A 17,884-nucleotide genomic window follows, 5' to 3' on the forward strand; every position below is an offset into this window, starting at 1 on the left:
ACTATTTACGTAACTCGTAAATCTGATAGTGTCGCCGCATGATCGTCAGCTACGGCGACAAGCGCACCGAGCGATTTGCCGCTGGCCAGCACGTCAAGGAATTCTCGGGATTTGCTCGGCAGGCAGAGACGCGCCTCGATAGATTGGACGCGGCAACCGGTCCGGCCGATTTGGCGGCACTGCCTGGTAATCGATTTGAAGCCTTGAAGGGCGATCGCGCTGGACGGTTCTCGATTGGGACCAGCGATCAATGGCGGATCTGCTTCGGATGGCCGGAGGGATCGCCCGGTCCAATTGATGTAGAGATCGTCGACTATCACTGAAGGAAGCTTATGCCCCGCACGCCCATTCATCCCGGCGAACAGCTTGCCGAAGAGCTGCGCGAACTCGGCATCACGGCCGCGGAGTTGTCGCGTCAGCTCGACGTACCCGTGAATCGCATCACGGGCATCATCAACGGTCAGCGGGGCATTACGGCCGATACGGCACTTCGTCTTGGTCACTGGTTCGGCACGAGCCCACAGTTCTGGATGAACCTTCAACAACAATATGAGCTGCGGCTGGCGGAAAAGGAGGTTGGCGCGCAGGTTGCGTCGCTGCCCCGCCGTGCCAACGCGCAGTCGACACGAAAGCTTGGAAAAACAGCATGAGCCGCCGCATCAAGAGAATGAACCCGAAACCCCGGGAGCAAGACGAGCGCAAGGAAGCGCGTCAGTATCAAGTGCGCGGCGCGAAGAAGGCCGGACCGCGTCCGGGCGGTAAGCCCGGCGGCAAGCCGCTGCGCTTTGCGGGCGAGCGCAGTGAGCGACGCCCGCCCAAGGTTGAAGCAGAAAGGGCCGCGCCGGCAAAGCCGGTTGAGGCGCTGCTGCCGACCAAGGTGCAGACGGTCACGGTGACGGCCGACGAGAACAACATGCGCGTCGATCGCTTCCTGGAGGCGCGCTTTCCCGGCTTGTCGTTCTCCCATATTCAGCGCGTCGTCCGCAAAGGCGAGCTGCGCGTCGACGGCAAGCGTGTCGACAGCAAGGACCGGTTGGAGGAGGGGCAGAGCGTCCGCATACCGCCGTTGAAGCTCGACGCACCGAAAGTCGTCGGCGAGCTCTCGGAGGCTGCACAGAAGACACTCAAGGCGCTCAAGGAGATGACGATTTACGAGGACGACGACGTTCTCGTGCTGAACAAGCCCGCCGGCCTTGCCGTCCAGGGCGGCTCGGGCATGACGCGGCACATCGACCAGATGCTGGAGGTGATGCGCGATGCCAAGGGTCAGAAGCCGCGTCTCGTGCATCGCATCGATCGCGAGACCTCGGGCTGTCTGTTGATCGCCAAGACGCGCTTTGCCGCCTCGCATCTGACCGGCGCCTTCCGCTCGCGCTCGGCGCGCAAGGTCTATTGGGCACTGGTGCCGGGCCTGCCGAAGCCGAAGCAGGGCCGCATCTCGACCTTCCTTGCCAAGGAGGAGAGCGAGGACGACACCATCATGCGCATCGCGCAACATGGCGACGAGGGCGCGAGCCATGCGGTAACGTACTACGCAGTGGTCGAGACCGCCGGCAACAAGCTGACCTGGGTGTCGCTGAAGCCGGTGACGGGCCGCACCCACCAGCTTCGCGCCCACATGGCCCATATCGGTCATCCCATCGTCGGCGATCCCAAATATTTCAACATCGAGAACTGGCAATTGCCGGGCGGCCTGCAAAACCGGCTGCATCTGCTGGCGCGCCGCATCGTCATCCCGCATCCGCGCGGCGGCGTCATCGACGCCACCGCGCCGCTGCCGCCGCACATGCAGCAGTCGTGGAATTTGCTCGGGCTCGATGCCAGCCGGTTCGATCCGATCGAAAACGCGCCGGAGGAGTAGGGTTATTCTCCGCTGTCGTCGCACGGCTTGACCGGGCGACCCAGTATTCCAGAGACAGTCGTGATAGAGCCGAGAAGCCGCGGCGCACTGGCTGCCCTGGTCAAGCCGGGGCATGACAGCAGTGCCTAATTCCGAAACTGCTCCAGAAACATCCGTAGGCTGTCATGCGGGCTTTCGACATCCGTGATCAGCCAGCCTTCCGGTCCGTTGACCAGGATGAAGTTCAGCACGACTTTCCGGCCGTGATTGTCGAAATTCGCAGCGACGTAGGTCTTGTCGTATTGCTTGCGGATGATCGCAATCGTCACGGGGCCGAGCTTCCAGCTCGGGCTCTGCACCAGGAAATCATAGGGCTCGCTGCGCGGCGCCGACCATGCTTTGCGCAAGGAGGGGTCGAAGAATTGCCGGGTCGTCGCATCATCCCGCGGCAGGCCCTTCGACAGCTCCGGCGCGCCGTTGCCGTAATAGGCATAGACGTTGCGGATCAGCGATTCCGGGGTGCGAAAGCCGGCCTCGGCCGCGACCAGCCAAAGCCCGGCGAACAGGGCCACAATGCCCGCAAGTTCCCTCATGCCCGCCGCTCGCTTTATCGGCCACAGGTCCTTATTTTAAAAGCCTAGCACTCAGCGACCGGGACCGAAAACTCAGATGCGCGAATTGTTCGACGAAGCAGCCGGCCAGCCCCCTCCGGACCCCAGGGAATCGGCGCGCGCCTCGGCGCGGACGCCGCTGCGCAAGCGCTTCTACAAGGAGGCCGGCGTCACCGAGGCCGAGGGCGGCTATGCAATCACGCTCGATGGCAGGCCGATCCGCACGCCATCCGGCCGCCAGGTGGTGATCCCGGCGCGGGCGCTGGCCGATGCCGTGGCCGCGGAATGGGCCGCCCAGAGCGAGGCGATCGACCCCGTGACCATGCCGCTGACCCGGATCGCCAACAGCGTGGTCGAGGGTGTGGTGGACCGTGTCGAGCTCGTCACCGACGACCTCGCCAAATATTTCGAGACCGACCTGCTGTTCTATCGCGCCGGCCACCCCGAGGGGCTGGTCGCCCGCGAGGCCGCGCATTGGGACCCGGTGCTGTTCTGGGCCGCCGAGGCGCTTGGGGCGCATTTCATCCTGTCCGAGGGCATCATGCATGTGAGGCAGCCGGACGAGGCGCTCCGGGCCGCCCGTGCGGCGCTTCCCGGGGATCCATGGTCCGTGGCTGCCCTCCACGTGGTGACGACCCTGACCGGGTCGGCGCTGCTGGCGCTGGCGCTGGCCCATGGCATGCGCGACGCCGACCAGGTCTGGGCCGCAGCTCATGTCGACGAGGACTGGAACATCGACCAATGGGGCGTGGACGAGGAGGCGGCCGCCCGCCGGGCGACGCGCCAGCGCGATTTCGATGCCGCCGTGGCGGTTTTGACCGCCGTGAGCCCGCTCGGGACCGAAGGTCCTTAACGAGAGGTTTACGCCAGGGCCCTAGGGTTGGAGTCGCATTCCCCGGGCCCTTCAGATGCCGACGCCGATCAGCTCGATCCTTCCGGTCAGTCCCGCCAGCCCCGTGGCTGATGCGGCAACACCCGATCTCGTGCTTCAGGCCGGCAGTGTCGTCGATGCCAGGGTCGTCAGCGTGCTCGCCGACAATCTGGTGCGGATCGCGATCGCCAACCTCTCGATGGACGTGATGTCCGAGGTGTCGCTGACTGCAGGGCAAAACCTCCAGCTGGCGGTATCGCAGAGCGACGGCACCATCAGGCTTGCCGTCGTCAACGGGGCAGGCGAGGCGAACGCCGATCAGGTCACGCTGACGCCGACCGCGGCCTCGCTGGTCGACAGTCCGTCGCTGGCGCCGTCAGTCAATGCGGCACGCAACGCGCTCACACCTTTGGAGCAGGTCGCCGTCACCGCAGCCTCGTCCGAGGCCGTGACGAAACAGGGCAGCCAGGCGCCGCTGTTCGCCAATCTTGCTTCCGTCGTGACCGGCAGCGATCTGCCGGCCGGGCTGAAACAGGCCGTGCTGGACGTGCTGGCGCAACAGACGCCGCTCAACACGGCGCTGGATGGCGGCGATATCGAATCCGCGTTCCAGAAGTCAGGCCTGTTTCTCGAAGCTTGGCTGGCGGCGGGCGCAACGCCGCAGCCAGGCGCGGTGCCGGACTTGAAGGCCGCGCTACTCGTGCTGCGCCAGACCTTGGCGGCAACGTCAGGCCCGCCCGCGACGGCCGCGCCGCAAGTCGCAGTACAGAATGCTGCACCGGCGCCCGGCACTCAGGTCGTTCTGCAGACTGCAGTCTCGAGGTCGCAGCCGGCGGGCGAAGCAGCGCAGGCGGTGCTTCCGTCGCCCGGTGCGGCGATTGCTCAACCTGCACAATTGCCGCGCGACGCTGCGCCGGCCGCTGCCGTCCTGGCCAACATCGCCGGCGAGACGGCCCAGGCGGCTCTGCCCCGCGCCACCATGTCGGCGGGCCTTGCCGCGACCCTATTGCAAGAGGTCACCCAAAACCTGCCGCACCTGACCGGCAATGCGCCGGGTGCCACCAAAACCGTTCCTGACGGCCATGTCTTCGACACGGCCGCGCGCACGACGACGCCACCGCCGTTCCGCGGTGCTCTGCCGGCGCCGCAATCCGTTGCTTCGCCAACGCTCGCGCCCGATACGCCACTCGCTACAACCGTGCATCGCCTGCTCGACGATACCGATGCTGCGATCGCGCGGCAGACGCTGCTGCAGGTCGCCTCGCTGCCCGACCGCGTCGATGCCAGCGGTCATCGCAGCGACCCGACCGCGCCGCAATGGAATTTCGAGATTCCATTCGCGACCCCGCAAGGCACCGCGATGGCGCAGTTCGAGATCTCGCGCGACGGCGGCAACGAAACGCCCGATCCCGCCAAGCGCGCCTGGCGCGCGCGCTTCACGATCAATGTCGAGCCTTCGGGACCCGTGCACGCGTTGATCACACTCAACGGCGACAAGACCTTTGTTCGGATGTGGGCCGAGCGGCCGGCGACCGCGCAGCAACTCCGCGCCGGCATCGGCGAGCTCAATCAGGCGCTGACCAAGGCCGAGCTCAAGCCGGGCGACATCATCGTGCGCGACGGCACCCCGCCGCAACCGGCTCCGGCGCGTGCCGGGCATTTTCTGGATCGCGCGACATGAGCGACGAATCCAAGCTCGCCATCGCGCTGCACTACGAGAAGGGCAGCGGTGCGCCCGTCGTCGTTGCCAAGGGCAAGGGCACCATCGGCGCCAAGATCGTCGAGATCGCCAGGGCCAACGACATTCCGATCGAGGAGAACGAGATTCTGGCCGGCGCGCTGTCCAAGGTCGAGCTCGGCGAGGAGATTCCGCCCGATCTCTACAAGGCCGTCGCCGAGGTTCTCGTGTTCGTGCTGCGGCTGTCGGGCCGGGCGCGCTAGTGGACGACACTGGCACGCATATCTCTCCACGCGTCATTGCGAGCGCAGCGAAGCAATCCAGAATCTTTCCGCGGAGGGAGTCTGGATTGCTTCGCTGCGCTCGCAATGACGGAGCGTGTGGTCGCTATCCCAGCTTGAACAACGCTTGCAAAAACTCCACCACCGCCTTCTTCGACTCCGCGGCCGTTGTGGGATTGCCACCGACATGCGGGTTGAGCTCGACACACGGATCCTTGTAGGTGAAGGGCGCATTGGTATCGCCGTTCATCAGCACGCCGCCGTCGCCTTCCCTGATATGGCAGTTGCGCACGGTCTGCGCGTTGGCTGACACCACGACCTTGTTGACGCCGAGCAGCCCGCTGTCAAAGCCATGCGCGCTGTCGGGGTATTCGGTCAGCACCACGTCGCGGCCCGCAGCCTTGAGCCGCTCGACAAAGGCCTTGCAGCTCCGCACCGGGTTATAATCGTCAGGCGTGCCGTGGAAGATGCGGATCGGGCGCGCAGCAACCTCGGTGTCGGTCTGATAGGTCGTCGAGCAATCCGGATAGAACGGGATATAGGCCGCGAACTGCAGGCCAGACTTGTTCCAGAGCTTGTTGAAGCGGTCGAGGCTCGCATACAGAGTCGCTTGTCCTCCGCGTGAAAAGCCCATCAGCACGATGCGGTCGGGGTCGACACGGGGGTGCTTGGCCAGAATTTCCAGCGAGCGGTAGATGTCGATGATCAGGTTGAGGCGGCCGAGCAGGGCCTGGTTCGGTCCGGTCACCGTCAAACCGCGGCCGGTGAAGCCGTCGATCACGAAGGTGGAGATGCCCATGGCGTTGAACTCGTGCACCCAGGCTTCCGTGGTGGCGCCGACGCCGCTCGAGCCGTGCATCAGCACCACGACCGGCATCTTGCCTGACCCCTGCGCCACACGGAATTCGCCGGCGACGGTCACCGGCTTGCCGGCCGCTCGATCGCCGCTGAGGAATTGCTGGTCGGACAGGGTGAGCGACGGGATCGGGAAGATCTCGGTCCGGGCAGGGGCTTCCTTGGGAAGCGACTGAGCGCCGGCGAGCCCCGATGAAACGCAGAGCGCGATGAGCGCCACAGCGGCGCGGAATGCCGTCGGCATTGGATCCTCCCCCTTGTGATTTTCAGGAAGTAGATCAACGCCCGTTCGCGCTGTCAATTTGCGGGCAGCCGTCTCACGCCTTGTCGGCCGGCTTCTTCGCCGTCAGTGCCTGATCGATGGCAAAGCCCCCGATCTCGCTCATGGCCTGCGAGATCACGTCGCCCTTGCGCGCAAAGCCGCTGGAGAGATACTCGAACTGGGTGCGCGCCAGCCGCAGCACCTCGATCGGCACGGAGACCGCGGTCTCGTTGAAAGCATCGACCGAGGCGCGCAACGTCTCGAGCTCGGTGGTGAGCTTGCCGATGTGGCTTTCCGCATCATGCATCAGGTTGAGCAGCTTGTCGCGCTCGGTGTCGAAACCGGCACGCTCGGCAGCCGCGGCTGCGGTCACCTCCGCAAGCTGCGCCCGCAGCGCGGCGATCTGGCTGACCATGGCGTCGGAGGCAAGCTCTGCGGCCTCGTGGCGTTCGGCGTTACGCGTGCTCTCTTCCTGCGCCTGGTGATAGAACCGTTCGGCCGACATCGCCCGCTGTGCCAGCGACTCGATCAGGCTCGCCGCGCGCAGCAACATCTCGCCGTTCCGTCCCGACACCATGCTGGCCATGCGCCGCAGGAAGTCGGTGGTCTCGGACGCGCTGTTCGGGGGCAGAGGAACGACCGTGGCGGACATGAGGGGATACTTGCAGCCGGACGTGATGACCGCCGCCGTACCGACTGAGCTCACGCAACATTCGGCGCCTGATCGTAAGCATGGAGCAAGCCTGAATCGCCCGGCCGGGTCAACCGACCTGCGCGGGCAAATCGTCGGCATCCCGTCCTTGGGCGTCAGGCGTCCTTCTGCCGTCCGATCCGCCCCAGATGGGTGAAGCCGAAGCCCGCTGAATATTTCAGCCCGTAGCCCAGCGCCCGGTCGATGCCGATATGGGCGAGCCAGATCAAGGCGATGGAAAGGGTGAGGGGCGAGGCGAGGCCGAAACCCAGCGCCATCAGCGTCACCGGCGCCATGTAGCTGTGGGCCGCGTTGTAGACCAGCGCGCCGAACTTGGCGTCCGACAGGTACGCCAGGAAGCTCAGATCCGGCACCAGGAAGAGCAGGGCATAGACCCACCAGGAGCCGCCCCAGGTCGCATAAAGCACGGTCATGGCCGCAAACAGAGCAAGCCCCTCGAGCCGTAGCAGGATCCTGACGCCGCCGGTCGCGGCGCCCGTGTCATCAGCTCTCTCGTCCATCGTGGCCTCCCGGCAAAACTTTGTAATTCCTTGCGCTTTCACGCTGCCTCAAGGCAGCCCTGCGGTGCCGAAAGCCGCTTCCCGGCGCGCAAAATGCCGTGTTAGAACCCGCTTCACTTAAGGCTTAAGAACTGGCGGGAGCAAATGAAACATATCCTGGACGCCCTTGAAGACCGTCGTGCCGGCGCCAAGCTCGGCGGCGGCGAGAAGCGCATCGAGGCGCAGCACGCCCGCGGCAAGCTGACCGCGCGCGAGCGCATCGAGCTTCTGCTCGACAAGGGATCGTTCGAGGAGTTCGACATGTTCGTCGAGCACCGCTCCACCGAGTTCGGCATGGAGAAGAGCAAGGTGCCGGGCGACGGCGTCGTCACCGGCTGGGGCACCGTCAACGGCCGCAAGACCTTCGTCTTCGCCAAGGATTTCACGGTGTTCGGCGGCTCGCTGTCCGAGACCCACGCGCTGAAGATCACAAAACTCCAGGACATGGCGATGAAGGCGCGGGCGCCCATCATCGGCCTCTATGACGCGGGTGGCGCGCGCATCCAGGAGGGCGTCGCCGCGCTCGCCGGCTATTCCTACGTGTTCCGCCGCAACGTGCTCGCCTCGGGCGTGATCCCGCAGATCTCCGTCATCATGGGCCCCTGCGCCGGCGGCGACGTCTATTCGCCTGCCATGACCGACTTCATCTTCATGGTGAAGAACACCAGCTACATGTTCGTCACGGGCCCCGACGTGGTGAAGACCGTCACCAACGAGGTCGTCACCGCCGAGGAGCTCGGCGGCGCCTCGGTGCACGCCACGCGCTCCTCGATCGCGGACGGCGCCTTCGAGAACGACGTCGAGACGCTGCTGCAGATGCGTCGCCTGATCGACTTCCTCCCCTCGAACAACACCGACGGCGTGCCGGAATGGCCGAGCTTCGACGACATCGGCCGGGTCGACATGTCCCTGGACACGCTGATCCCCGACAATCCGAACAAGCCCTACGACATGAAGGAGCTGATCCTGAAGGTCGTGGACGAGGGCGACTTCTTCGAGATCGCCGACATGTTCGCGAAAAACATCGTCACCGGCTTCGGGCGCATCGCTGGCCGCACCGTCGGCTTCGTCGCCAATCAGCCGATGGTGCTGGCCGGCGTGCTCGACTCTGATGCATCGCGCAAAGCCGCGCGCTTCGTGCGTTTTTGTGATGCCTTCAACATCCCGATCGTCACCTTCGTCGACGTCCCGGGCTTCCTGCCGGGCACGGCGCAGGAATATGGCGGCCTGATCAAGCACGGCGCGAAACTCTTGTTCGCGTACTCGCAGTGCACCGTGCCGCTCGTCACCGTCATCACGCGCAAGGCCTATGGCGGTGCCTTCGACGTCATGGCCTCCAAGGAAATCGGCGCCGACATGAACTACGCCTGGCCGACAGCCCAGATCGCCGTGATGGGCGCCAAGGGCGCGGTCGAGATCATCTTCCGCTCCGACATCGGCGACCCCGACAAGATCGCCGCGCGCACCAAGGAATACGAAGACCGCTTCCTGTCACCGTTCATTGCCGCTGAGCGCGGCTATATCGACGACGTCATCATGCCGCATTCGACGCGTCGGCGCATCGCGCGGGCGCTGGCGATGCTGAAGGACAAGAAGGTGGAAGCGCCGGCGAAGAAGCACGACAATTTGCCGTTGTGAGGAACTTACGAGGGCGCTACGTACAAAATTGCATGGTGCCTCCGACCAGACTCGACTATATTGGTATAATGACCGACGCGCTCAAAAAGCTTATTGAAGCTGCCAAGACCGCCAATCCGACCGAGGAACATCGGGAGGAGCAGCGGCGCAGTTTCGTGTACGGTAATACCCATTTCGAGAATGCGCTTATTACGCGCGAAATGGTGGACCTTGAAGCTGAGAAGTTGGCCAAGGAAGAGAAATGAGAAGCGAGGAGCGTGAACGGCGTGATAGCCGTGCGCTCGAACCTGAGCTGATCACGGATCCCCACGAGAAGGCCGCTGCGGAAGCTCGCAACGGTTTCCGCCAATACGATGCGGCGATTGGCGCGATCCAGACAGCCCTTGAGAGAGGCTCATTCAGGCTCCGCCCCTCGCTTATTCTCGGTTTGCAACGGGAAGCCTTGGCAGGCATCAGCTCCTACGCTGGTAACTATCGCCCTGGTGGAGTTGCGATCGAAGGAAGCAAGCACGAGCCTGTCGGCGCACATCTGGTCCCGGAACTCGTCGAGGACATGTGCGACTATGTCAATGATCATTGGGAAGCTAGCACGCCGATCCATCTCGCTGCTTATGTTATGTGGCGACTCAACTGGATTCATCCGTTCGCGGATGGGAACGGCCGTACCTCCCGAATTGTCTCTTACATCGTGCTCTCAATTCGCGCTGGCACGCTTCTGCCGGGCACGCCTACGATAACCGATCAAATCGTCGACAACAGAAAGCCCTATTTCGATGCGTTGGATGCGGCCGATTGGGCCTTTCGCGACGATGGCCGGATCGATGTCTCAAAGATGGAAGATTTGTTGGCTTCACTGCTAGCGAACCAACTTGCGGAATTTTATAAGTCGGTTGGGGGTAAGCTGCCCGGCTGAGGGTTTGCGGGTAGACTCTGTTTGTCAAAGCTCCCTTGTTTGAATCCAATGACCGACAACGATCCGACCGACGAAATCTCGGACATCGAAGACCGGATCGAGCGGCTTGCCGAGATCGCCGAGCGGTGCCGGAAAATCATTCTGGCGTCCAAGATCGCGATCGGCGGCGGCGCGGCGCTGCTTCTGGTCACCATCCTCGGGCTGTTTGGATTTGGTCAGACCGCCGCGCTCGGCGCGATCGCGCTGGTGCTCGGCGGCATCGTCTCGCTTGGCTCGAACATCAGCACGTTGCGGCAGACGGACGATGCGATCGCTGGTGCCGAAGCGCGCCGGTCGGCGCTGATCGGCAGCATCGATTTGCGCGTGGTCGCCGACACGCCGATGAAGCTGGTGTAGTGCGCTGCTTCATGCGGCGGTCTTGACGGTCAGAACCTGCATTTCCGCGCGGCATTCGGCGGCGAAGGCCTGCAGCCGTTCCGCGGTCTGCTGGTCGAGGATCGCCTTCGCCAGACGCTCGGCACGGGCGACTTGCTGTCTGAGATAATCGATGCGGGCCATGTGTCACCTTCCGCGAAGAACTTAAGGGGATAATTTGAGGCAAATTGCATCGTTCCAAGGGCCGTGAGCCTATGGCTAACGCCGGGTTAACGATGTGCGGTGGGTCACGCTCCGCGCGTCTTATCCGCCGCGGCAAAGTGCGCCATCTGATCGGCGTGAGCCTTTGCGAACGCCGGACGGCCGATCGCACGCGCGACGTAGGCCCGGGAGGCGGGGCTGTCGGCGAGCCCGTCGAATTGATCAACAACCCGCAGCACGTCCGACATCAGGATGTCGGCGACGGAAAAGGAGCCCGCCAGCCATTCGCGCGCAGCCAGCACTGGCTCGAGACGCTTGAGACGGAGCTTGAGGAAATCGTCGACGAATTTCCATGCCGCCGTGTCGGTCGGGTGGCGCATGAATTTCGACATCGTCCACGGCAGGCTTGCCATCTCCATCGAATTGAGCGCGGCGAACAGCCATTCCGTCGTCTCGCTGCGGCCACGCTGATCTGATGGCATCAGCTTCGAGCTGAGCCCGCCGAGATGCAGCAGGATCGCGCCGCTCTCGAAGATCGAGAGATCGCCGTCGGTCAGCCAAGGCACTTGTCCGAATGGTTGGTGGGCCAGATGCGCTGGGCCCCGGTCGTTGAAAGGCGTGCTGGCGACACGATAGGGCAAGGCCGCCTCCTCGAGCGCCCAGCGCACCCGGAGGTCGCGCACGAAACCGCGCGGCGGCGGGGGAACCCAGTCATAGGTGATCAAGGTGAGGTCGGCCATGGGGTGTCTCCGTGCTGTCTCAAGGCTAGGACGGACGAAGGCCGCGCGTTCCGACAGAGGCATGCGAAATTTTTAGGAGAACGTAGACGGGTAGAGCCTCCGCGCAACCCCGGCCGCGAAGCTGTCGCCTCTTACAGTGAACCTGAACGCGCGATTCAGCAGCAGTTCATGTCGCCGCCGCGACACTTCCTCTGCATCACTTGATCGATGAAGCAGAGGATTTAGTCATGGAGCGCCGGAACTTTTTGAAACTTGCATTCGGTGTCGCGGCGGGAGCGGCCGCGTTCACCGCCGCCGCACAGGCAGCGCCGCTGGCGCCGCAGGTGCTGGGGAATGGCAGCATATCATCAACCAATCCGGATGCTCATCCCGCCGTCACCACCAGCGAGGAAGCAGCTCAGCTCAAGCCGGAGCAGGTGCGCTGGGGTCACGGCCACTGGCATCATCGTCACTGGGGCTGGCGTCACCGTCATTGGGGTTGGCGCCATCGTTGGCACCGTCATCATTGGCGTCACTGGTAACGCCGGGGCCGCAATAAAAAGGGGATCGCAATCGCGATCCCCTTTTTGGTTGTGGCCATTCGCTTGCATTGGCCGCGCACTATCCCGCGCGGCCAATTCGCAATCGCGAGCGATCAGAACGGACGGCAGCGGCCGGCGTACCAGCGGAAGCCATAGGGGCACACGCGCGGACGCACCACGACGACGGGGGGAGCAACGACGACCGGGCCGGGGGCGACGACGACGGGACCACGCATCGGACGGCAGCCGCCATAGGGGCCCCGGTACCAGCCCGGGCCGCAACCACCGGCGGCGCTGGCCGCCTCGCTGAAGCCGACAACCGCGCTGGCGAGCATCGCAGCGGCAAACAGATATTTCATTTGATCTTCCTTCTCGTCCTCGGGGGCAAGTCTTTGGGGGCTCGGCGCTTGCGGCGCACAATCAATCAAACCATACGATTCGACATGTTAATTCTTGCGACATGTCGACGCGACGCGATCCAAACCTGCCAATCATGACCTGAATGCGGCATGAACATTTCCCGCGTGCTGCCTGGAGCGACAATTCGCCGTCGCTGGCGACCGAGGAAGCCCGGCACCGAGTTCTTGTACGTCTCAGGTGCTTCCCGCGTGATCAGTCGTTGCCGTTCCCGAACAGCGCCGCGAATTGTCTCTCGCCGGTGCGGGTGAAATTCACCACGCGGCTGCCGGGCGTTGCGTCGCGCGCGGCCCACTTCAGTTCCGCGAAACGCTGCATCATGGCGGCGCCCAGCGTGCCGGCGAGATGATGACGCCGCTCGCTCCAGTCGAGGCAGGCCTTGCAGACCGGGCGGCGCGGATGGCTGAGCATGTCGGGCGAGATCTGCAAATGCTTGGCGAGGAAGCGCTCGCCTTCCACGGTCAGCTCGATGTCCTGCTTCTTCTGCTTCACGAGGTTTCGTGACCGGAGCGAGTCCAGCATCTGCACGCCGAGATCGCCGGCGAGGTGGTCGTAGCAGATCCGCGCCCGGCGCAGCGCCGGATCCTTCGGCCCGGTCCGCACGCGCATATGTCCCGTGCGCGCGGCAAGTCCGGCAAGGCCCTCGAGCACGCCGGCGACGTCGTCGTCGGTGAGGCGATAGTAGCGGTGGCGGCCCTGCTTCTCCGGCTCGACCAGCCCGCCGGCCTCGAGTTTTGCGAGGTGCGAGCTCGCGGTCTGCGGCGTAATGCCGGCCTCCTGCGCCAGCTCGCTCGCGGTGAGCGCGCGGCCGTTCATCAGCGCCGTGAGCATGTTGGCGCGGGCGGGATCGCCGACCAGCGAGGCGACCATGGCGATGTCGGGTCCTGATTTCATGCTTCGATGGTAGCCGAAGCATTGTATCAGGGCAAGGGCGTAGCCTCTCACCACATCGTCATTGCGAGGCGCGCAGCGACGAAGCAGTCCAGACTGTCTCCGCAACGAGATTCCTGGATTGCTTCGCTGCGCTCGCAATGACGGTGTGGAAACAGGAGAGCCCAACATGTCCGTCACCGTCTTCATCCGCTACCAGCTCGATCCCTTCAAGCGCGCGCAGTTCGAGGAATACTCAAAACGCTGGCTCACCATCATCCCGAAATGCGGCGGCGACCTGATCGGCTATTTCATGCCGCATGAGGGCACCAACAACATCGCCTTCGCGCTGATCAGCTTCGAGAGCCTCGCCGCCTACGAGGCCTATCGCGCGCGGCTGCGGCAGGACGCCGAAGGCATGGCGAATTTCCATTTTGCCGAGGACAATAAATTCATCCTCGCGGAAGAGCGCACCTTCCTGCGCAAGGTGGTATTGTAGGCCATCAACGATTGGGGAGGCGCCCATGATCGCCGTGATCTTCGAGGTCTGGCCCAAGCCGGACCATCGCCAGGACTATTTCGACCTCGCGGCCGATCTGAAGCCGATCCTGCAGACCATCGACGGCTTCATCTCGGTCGAGCGGTTCGAGAGCTTGACCGAGAAGGGCAAGATCCTGTCGCTGTCGTTCTGGCGCGACGAGACCGCCGTGCAGGCCTGGCGCAACACGATGGAGCACCGCCGCACCCAGGCCAAGGGCAGGGCGACCATCTTCGCCGACTATCACCTGCGCATTGCCAGCGTCATCAGGGACTACGGCATGACCGATCGCGCGCAGGCGCCCAAGGACAGCCGCGCCGTGCATGACGCGCACTAGCGGTCGCATTTCTGCGTGCCTATGTCTGCGCGGCCAACAAGGGAGAGAAACATGCATGTGACAACGGCTGACAAGCGCGCGACGTTCAGGAAGCTGCACGAGAGCGGCTGCTTCATCCTGCCCAATCCGGTCGATGTCGGCGGCGCCAAGGCGTTGCAGCATCTCGGTTTCAAGGCGATTGCATCGTCGAGCGCGGGCTTTGCCTGGACCATCGGCAAGGCCGACAACCGCGTTACGGTCGAGGATGTCTGTCAGCATCTGGCAGCATTGAGTTCGTCCGTCGACATTCCCGTCAATGCGGATTTCGAGGGCGGTTTTGCGGTCGAGCCGGACAAGGTCGCTGACAATGTCGAGCGCGGCGTGCGCACCGGCGTCGCCGGCCTGTCGATCGAGGACTCCACCGGCGACAAGGACAAGCCGCTCTACGATCGCGCGCTTGCGGTCGAGCGCATCAAGGCCTCGCGCAAGGCGATCGGCGACAGTGGCGCGCTGCTCGTCGGCCGCTGCGAAGCTTATCTGTGGGGCGTCACCGATCTCAAGCTCGTCATCGACCGGCTCACCGCCTACGCGGATGCCGGTGCCGATTGCCTCTACGCGCCGGGCCTGAAGACGCGCGAGGACATTGCCGCCGTAGTGAAGGCCGTTGCACCCAAGCCGTTCAACCTGTTGATCGGCGGCTCCGGTCTGTCACTGAAGGAAGCCGAAGATCTCGGCGTGCGCCGCATCAGCGTCGGCGGCTCGCTCGCCCGCGCCGCCTGGGGCGGCTTCATGCGCGCCGCAAAGGAGATGGCCGAGAAGGGGACGTTTGGCGAACTCGCCAGCGGCTATTCCGGCGGCGAGCTCAACAAGATGTTTGGCTAGGGTCCGCGTTGAAAACGAAGAGCGGCGGGACCTTTCGATCCCGCCGCTCTCATCCTCTCGGTGTCATGCCCCGCGAAGGCGGGGCAGCCAGTACGCCGCGGCCTCGCGATTCAACCACGACCATCTCGGATACTGGATCGCCCGGTCCTGATGCGCAATTGCGCATCAGGCCGGGCGATGACAGTCGTGTGTTACGCGACGACAGTCGCGTTGTTACTTCGCGCCGTCAGACGGCGTCTGCGTATCCGGTGCCGGTTTGGCCGCAGGGGTATCCGCCGGAGCGGCCGGCTTGCTCGGCGCAGCACCCGTGGTCACGCCCGGTGCAGTGTTGTTGCGCGGCGTCACGTCACGCATGCCGGGAGGCGCGGCCGGATTGGTCGGGGCCGTCTGCTGCGCGGTCTGTGTCGCAGGTGTATTGCTCGCCTGGTTGCCCGTGCTGGTGTTGTTCAAGCCATAGAACACGGCGCCCAGCACCAGGGCGATCGCCACGGCGAACAGCGCGATCTTGCCGCTGGAGGCGGGGCCTTCGCCGAGCTCGGGATCGGCCTGCAAGTCGGCATCCCGGCGCGCCGCGCGAAGATACTCATCGTCGGCGAGGTTCGGGCGGTACGGATCGTTGGGAAAACGGTCGTCAGCCATCGATTGGGTCTCCTCGTTGATTGCGACCTGACAACCCCCAGGTGCGAGATTCTGTTCCGCGCGTATTATGCTTTCGTCGCATGTTGCCCTCCGGCGCGGAATCGGGAACCTGTTCATTTTGGAACCGTTCGCGGTTCCATCGAGGGGAAAGGGAACAAGGCGATGTGGAGCCTGCCGCCGAGCGATAGCGTGCTGCATTTCCTCTCGTTGGTTGCCGTGGCCGCGCAGGGCATGACCGCCGCGCTTGCGGCGGGACGGCGCAGCATGGACTGGTTAGGCGTCTGCTTCCTCGGCTGCATCACCGCGCTCGGCGGCGGCACGCTGCGCGATCTCTTCCTCGGCCATTATCCGCTGGCCTGGGTGCAGAACCCTGTTTATCTCGCGCTCGCCGGCGGGGCGGCGTTCCTCACCATCCTGTTCGCGCGGCTTGTGCACCGGCTGAAGCTCGCTTTCATCGTGCTCGATGCCATCGGCCTCGTCGTCTTCACCATGACCGGCTGCGACATCGCCTGGCAGATGGATGCATCGCTACCGATCGTGATCGTCTCCGGCATGGTCACGGGCTGCGCCGGCGGCGTGCTCCGCGACGTGCTCTGCAACGACGTGCCGCTGCTGTTTCGCTCCGAGCTCTATGCCAGCGTCTCGGTGGTGACGGGATTGTTCTACGCCACGGCGTTCGGCCTCAAGCTCAACGCCGAGCTCTGGACCGTGCTGACATTCGTCCTCGGCATTAGTTTTCGCCTGCTCGCCGTGCGCTACAAATGGGAGATGCCGAAATTCGTGTTCACAGGGGATGAGGAGCGGTAGTAGCTCGCTCTATCCACGTCATTACGAGCGTAGCGAAGCAATCCAGACTGTCTCCCGGAAAAACTCTGGATTGCTTCGCTGCGCTCGCAATGACGGGAAATGGCTGCTGCGGGCTACGGCTCCTGCCCTCGCGCCTTCGCCACCTGCGCCGGCGTCACCAGCGGGCCGGCATTGCCCCAGGAATTGCGGATGTAGTTGGTCACCGCCGCGATCTCCTCGTCCGACAGCTGCTTGGCATAGCCGGGCATCTCGCCGGTGTTCGGCGCCCGCGGGGTCGTCACGGTGTGGGCGCCGTCGAGAATGACGCGCAAGGTCGAGGAGGGGTTGATGGATTGCAGCAGCGCATTGCCCGGCAACGGCGGATAGATACGCGGCGCGCCGGAGCCGTCCGCTTCATGGCAGGCGATGCAGAATTTTGCGTAGACCGCCTGGCCCGCTTTCATCTCGGCCTCTTCGGGCGGCGTCACGATGGTCTCGCGGCGCGCCGGCGGCAGGCTCTTCAGGTAGGTCGCCATCGCACGCACATCGGCATCGGTCATCTTCGAGGTCGAGCCGACGATCACCTCGGCCATGGGACCGCCGGCATGGCTCCTGGCGTTGCGGCCGCTCTGCAGATATTCGGTGATGTCCTCCGCGCTCCACGATTGCAGCCCGCTGCGCGCGGCGCCATCGAGGCGCGGCGCGTACCAGCCGTCGAGTTCGCTGCCGGTCAGCGCCTGCGCGTTCTTGTCCGCGCCAAAGGCGTTCTTCGGCGTGTGGCAGGCGCCGCAATGGCCAGGGCCGTTGACGAGATAGCTGCCCCTGTTCCATGCCGCGCTCTTGCTCTGGTCCGGCTCGAACAGGCCGGGCGTGAAGAACAGCAGGTTCCAGCCGCGCATCAGGAAGCGGTAGTTGAGCGGCCAGTGCAGCTCCGGCGGCTTGTTGCGGCCGATCACAGGCGCGAGCGTGCCGAGATAGGCGCGGATTGCCAGCGTGTCGTCCTTGGTCATCCGCGTGAAGTAGGGGTAGGGGAAGGCCGGGTAATAAAGCGAGCCATCCGGCGCGGTGCCATAGCGCAGGGCTCGGGTGAAATCGGCATCCGTCCAGGCGCCGATGCCGGTGTCGCGGTCCGGCGTCAGGTTCGGCGCATAGATCGCACCGAACGGCGTGTCGATGCGCTTGCCCCCGGCAAACGGCTTGGCCGGATCGGCGGTGTGGCAGCCCGCGCAGTCGCCGGCCTCGACCAGCGTCTTGCCAGTGGCGATCAGCTCGGGCGACGGCTCGGCGGCGACAGCGGCCTTCGCAACCGCACCGCACAACAGCGCAACAGCCAGAATCGTCCGCATCGAAAGCCTTCTCCTGCGACCATCGGTCGAATGCCCCAGCATAGCGGCGTCAT

At 64.5% G+C, this 17,884-nt stretch carries 25 protein-coding genes; 15 read left to right on the forward strand and 10 right to left on the reverse strand.

Annotation, left to right across the window (positions count from 1 at the left end):
- Nucleotides 1–38 precede the first annotated feature (38 nt).
- From XH91_RS14675 to XH91_RS14685, 3 genes are read left to right on the forward strand one after another with little or no spacing between them, the layout of a single operon-like run.
- Entirely contained in the window at nucleotides 39–323 is a 285-nt protein-coding gene (locus XH91_RS14675; RefSeq protein WP_128951236.1) for a type II toxin-antitoxin system RelE/ParE family toxin, read from the forward strand.
- A gap of 9 nt (nucleotides 324–332) precedes the next feature.
- Nucleotides 333–650 (forward strand): HigA family addiction module antitoxin, encoded by a 318-nt coding sequence (locus XH91_RS14680; RefSeq protein WP_128951237.1) that lies wholly within the window; start codon nucleotides 333–335, stop codon nucleotides 648–650.
- On the forward strand, nucleotides 647–1,861 hold the full coding sequence (locus tag XH91_RS14685) for an RluA family pseudouridine synthase (protein WP_128951238.1): 1,215 nt from the start codon (nucleotides 647–649) through the stop codon (nucleotides 1,859–1,861). The genes XH91_RS14680 and XH91_RS14685 overlap by 4 nt, the downstream gene beginning before the upstream one ends.
- A gap of 125 nt (nucleotides 1,862–1,986) precedes the next feature.
- On the opposite strand, the gene XH91_RS14690 is transcribed toward XH91_RS14685, so the two are convergent.
- Complete coding sequence (locus XH91_RS14690) at nucleotides 1,987–2,433, reverse strand: hypothetical protein (RefSeq protein ID WP_128951239.1); 447 nt, start codon at nucleotides 2,431–2,433, stop codon at nucleotides 1,987–1,989.
- A 76-nt stretch (nucleotides 2,434–2,509) separates the two neighbouring features.
- Between XH91_RS14690 and XH91_RS14695 the strand changes: the two genes are divergently transcribed.
- From XH91_RS14695 to XH91_RS14710, 3 genes are read left to right on the forward strand one after another with little or no spacing between them, the layout of a single operon-like run.
- Nucleotides 2,510–3,304 carry an ATP12 family chaperone protein gene (locus tag XH91_RS14695; RefSeq protein WP_128951240.1) on the forward strand — a complete coding sequence of 265 codons (795 nt, stop codon included), beginning with the start codon at nucleotides 2,510–2,512 and terminating at the stop codon, nucleotides 3,302–3,304.
- A 55-nt stretch (nucleotides 3,305–3,359) separates the two neighbouring features.
- Nucleotides 3,360–5,003, forward strand: coding sequence for a flagellar hook-length control protein FliK (fliK, locus tag XH91_RS14705; protein WP_164934075.1), 1,644 nt, complete (start codon nucleotides 3,360–3,362; stop codon nucleotides 5,001–5,003).
- Nucleotides 5,000–5,263 carry an EscU/YscU/HrcU family type III secretion system export apparatus switch protein gene (locus tag XH91_RS14710; protein ID WP_074117543.1) on the forward strand — a complete coding sequence of 88 codons (264 nt, stop codon included), beginning with the start codon at nucleotides 5,000–5,002 and terminating at the stop codon, nucleotides 5,261–5,263. Before fliK ends, XH91_RS14710 begins: the two co-directional genes overlap by 4 nt.
- Nucleotides 5,264–5,387: 124 nt before the next feature.
- On the opposite strand, the gene XH91_RS14715 is transcribed toward XH91_RS14710, so the two are convergent.
- From XH91_RS14715 to XH91_RS14725, 3 genes are all read right to left on the reverse strand, one after another.
- Entirely contained in the window at nucleotides 5,388–6,380 is a 993-nt protein-coding gene (locus XH91_RS14715; RefSeq protein ID WP_128951241.1) for a dienelactone hydrolase family protein, read from the reverse strand.
- Nucleotides 6,381–6,453: 73 nt separating this feature from the next.
- Nucleotides 6,454–7,050, reverse strand: a complete 597-nt coding sequence (locus XH91_RS14720) for a hypothetical protein (protein ID WP_164934074.1) — start codon at nucleotides 7,048–7,050, stop codon at nucleotides 6,454–6,456.
- Between the two features lie 155 nt (nucleotides 7,051–7,205).
- Nucleotides 7,206–7,610, reverse strand: coding sequence for a DUF4260 domain-containing protein (locus tag XH91_RS14725; RefSeq protein WP_128951243.1), 405 nt, complete (start codon nucleotides 7,608–7,610; stop codon nucleotides 7,206–7,208).
- Nucleotides 7,611–7,754: 144 nt separating this feature from the next.
- On the opposite strand from XH91_RS14725, the gene XH91_RS14730 reads away from it, so the two are divergent.
- The 4 genes from XH91_RS14730 to XH91_RS14745 all read left to right on the forward strand — a co-directional run bounded on the left by XH91_RS14730 (nucleotide 7,755) and on the right by XH91_RS14745 (nucleotide 10,596).
- Complete coding sequence (locus XH91_RS14730) at nucleotides 7,755–9,287, forward strand: acyl-CoA carboxylase subunit beta (RefSeq protein ID WP_128951244.1); 1,533 nt, start codon at nucleotides 7,755–7,757, stop codon at nucleotides 9,285–9,287.
- Nucleotides 9,288–9,355: 68 nt separating this feature from the next.
- Nucleotides 9,356–9,532, forward strand: coding sequence for a hypothetical protein (locus XH91_RS14735; RefSeq protein ID WP_164934073.1), 177 nt, complete (start codon nucleotides 9,356–9,358; stop codon nucleotides 9,530–9,532).
- Nucleotides 9,529–10,200: a Fic family protein gene (locus XH91_RS14740; RefSeq protein ID WP_128951246.1), complete on the forward strand. Its 672-nt coding sequence runs from the start codon at nucleotides 9,529–9,531 to the stop codon at nucleotides 10,198–10,200. Before XH91_RS14735 ends, XH91_RS14740 begins: the two co-directional genes overlap by 4 nt.
- Nucleotides 10,201–10,248: 48 nt before the next feature.
- On the forward strand, nucleotides 10,249–10,596 hold the full coding sequence (locus XH91_RS14745) for a hypothetical protein (protein ID WP_128951247.1): 348 nt from the start codon (nucleotides 10,249–10,251) through the stop codon (nucleotides 10,594–10,596).
- A gap of 9 nt (nucleotides 10,597–10,605) precedes the next feature.
- Here the strand turns inward: XH91_RS14745 and XH91_RS38825 are convergent, their stop codons facing one another.
- Nucleotides 10,606–10,758, reverse strand: coding sequence for a hypothetical protein (locus tag XH91_RS38825; RefSeq protein ID WP_164934072.1), 153 nt, complete (start codon nucleotides 10,756–10,758; stop codon nucleotides 10,606–10,608).
- 104 nt (nucleotides 10,759–10,862) lie between these two features.
- A complete protein-coding gene (locus tag XH91_RS14750) occupies nucleotides 10,863–11,516 on the reverse strand; it encodes a glutathione S-transferase family protein (RefSeq protein ID WP_128951248.1) in 654 nt (217 codons plus the stop codon).
- Nucleotides 11,517–11,743: 227 nt separating this feature from the next.
- Between XH91_RS14750 and XH91_RS14755 the strand changes: the two genes are divergently transcribed.
- The gene (locus XH91_RS14755; RefSeq protein ID WP_128951249.1) at nucleotides 11,744–12,037 is read left to right on the forward strand and encodes a twin-arginine translocation signal domain-containing protein; all 294 of its coding nucleotides are present in this window, start codon (nucleotides 11,744–11,746) and stop codon (nucleotides 12,035–12,037) included.
- A 113-nt stretch (nucleotides 12,038–12,150) separates the two neighbouring features.
- Here XH91_RS14755 and XH91_RS14760 read toward each other — a convergent pair whose 3' ends face one another.
- Both XH91_RS14760 and XH91_RS14765 read right to left on the reverse strand, forming a co-directional pair.
- Nucleotides 12,151–12,396, reverse strand: coding sequence for a GCG_CRPN prefix-to-repeats domain-containing protein (locus XH91_RS14760; protein WP_128951250.1), 246 nt, complete (start codon nucleotides 12,394–12,396; stop codon nucleotides 12,151–12,153).
- A 253-nt stretch (nucleotides 12,397–12,649) separates the two neighbouring features.
- Nucleotides 12,650–13,348 carry an ArsR/SmtB family transcription factor gene (locus XH91_RS14765; protein WP_164934071.1) on the reverse strand — a complete coding sequence of 233 codons (699 nt, stop codon included), beginning with the start codon at nucleotides 13,346–13,348 and terminating at the stop codon, nucleotides 12,650–12,652.
- 166 nt (nucleotides 13,349–13,514) lie between these two features.
- Here XH91_RS14765 and XH91_RS14770 point away from each other — a divergent pair, with 166 nt between their 5' ends.
- From XH91_RS14770 to XH91_RS14780, 3 genes are read left to right on the forward strand one after another with little or no spacing between them, the layout of a single operon-like run.
- A complete protein-coding gene (locus XH91_RS14770; RefSeq protein ID WP_164934070.1) occupies nucleotides 13,515–13,823 on the forward strand; it encodes an NIPSNAP family protein in 309 nt (102 codons plus the stop codon).
- A 25-nt stretch (nucleotides 13,824–13,848) separates the two neighbouring features.
- Nucleotides 13,849–14,199 carry an antibiotic biosynthesis monooxygenase family protein gene (locus XH91_RS14775; protein WP_128951252.1) on the forward strand — a complete coding sequence of 117 codons (351 nt, stop codon included), beginning with the start codon at nucleotides 13,849–13,851 and terminating at the stop codon, nucleotides 14,197–14,199.
- Nucleotides 14,200–14,250: 51 nt separating this feature from the next.
- The gene (locus XH91_RS14780) at nucleotides 14,251–15,060 is read left to right on the forward strand and encodes an isocitrate lyase/PEP mutase family protein (RefSeq protein ID WP_128951253.1); all 810 of its coding nucleotides are present in this window, start codon (nucleotides 14,251–14,253) and stop codon (nucleotides 15,058–15,060) included.
- Between the two features lie 213 nt (nucleotides 15,061–15,273).
- On the opposite strand, the gene XH91_RS14785 is transcribed toward XH91_RS14780, so the two are convergent.
- Nucleotides 15,274–15,699: a hypothetical protein gene (locus tag XH91_RS14785; RefSeq protein ID WP_128951254.1), complete on the reverse strand. Its 426-nt coding sequence runs from the start codon at nucleotides 15,697–15,699 to the stop codon at nucleotides 15,274–15,276.
- Nucleotides 15,700–15,861: 162 nt separating this feature from the next.
- Between XH91_RS14785 and XH91_RS14790 the strand changes: the two genes are divergently transcribed.
- Nucleotides 15,862–16,506 carry a trimeric intracellular cation channel family protein gene (locus tag XH91_RS14790; protein ID WP_128951255.1) on the forward strand — a complete coding sequence of 215 codons (645 nt, stop codon included), beginning with the start codon at nucleotides 15,862–15,864 and terminating at the stop codon, nucleotides 16,504–16,506.
- A gap of 113 nt (nucleotides 16,507–16,619) precedes the next feature.
- Here XH91_RS14790 and XH91_RS14795 read toward each other — a convergent pair whose 3' ends face one another.
- Nucleotides 16,620–17,831, reverse strand: a complete 1,212-nt coding sequence (locus XH91_RS14795) for a c-type cytochrome (protein WP_128951256.1) — start codon at nucleotides 17,829–17,831, stop codon at nucleotides 16,620–16,622.
- Between the last annotated feature and the right edge of the window lie 53 nt (nucleotides 17,832–17,884).

It is taken from the genome of Bradyrhizobium guangzhouense (assembly GCF_004114955.1).
Classification (GTDB): domain Bacteria; phylum Pseudomonadota; class Alphaproteobacteria; order Rhizobiales; family Xanthobacteraceae; genus Bradyrhizobium; species Bradyrhizobium guangzhouense.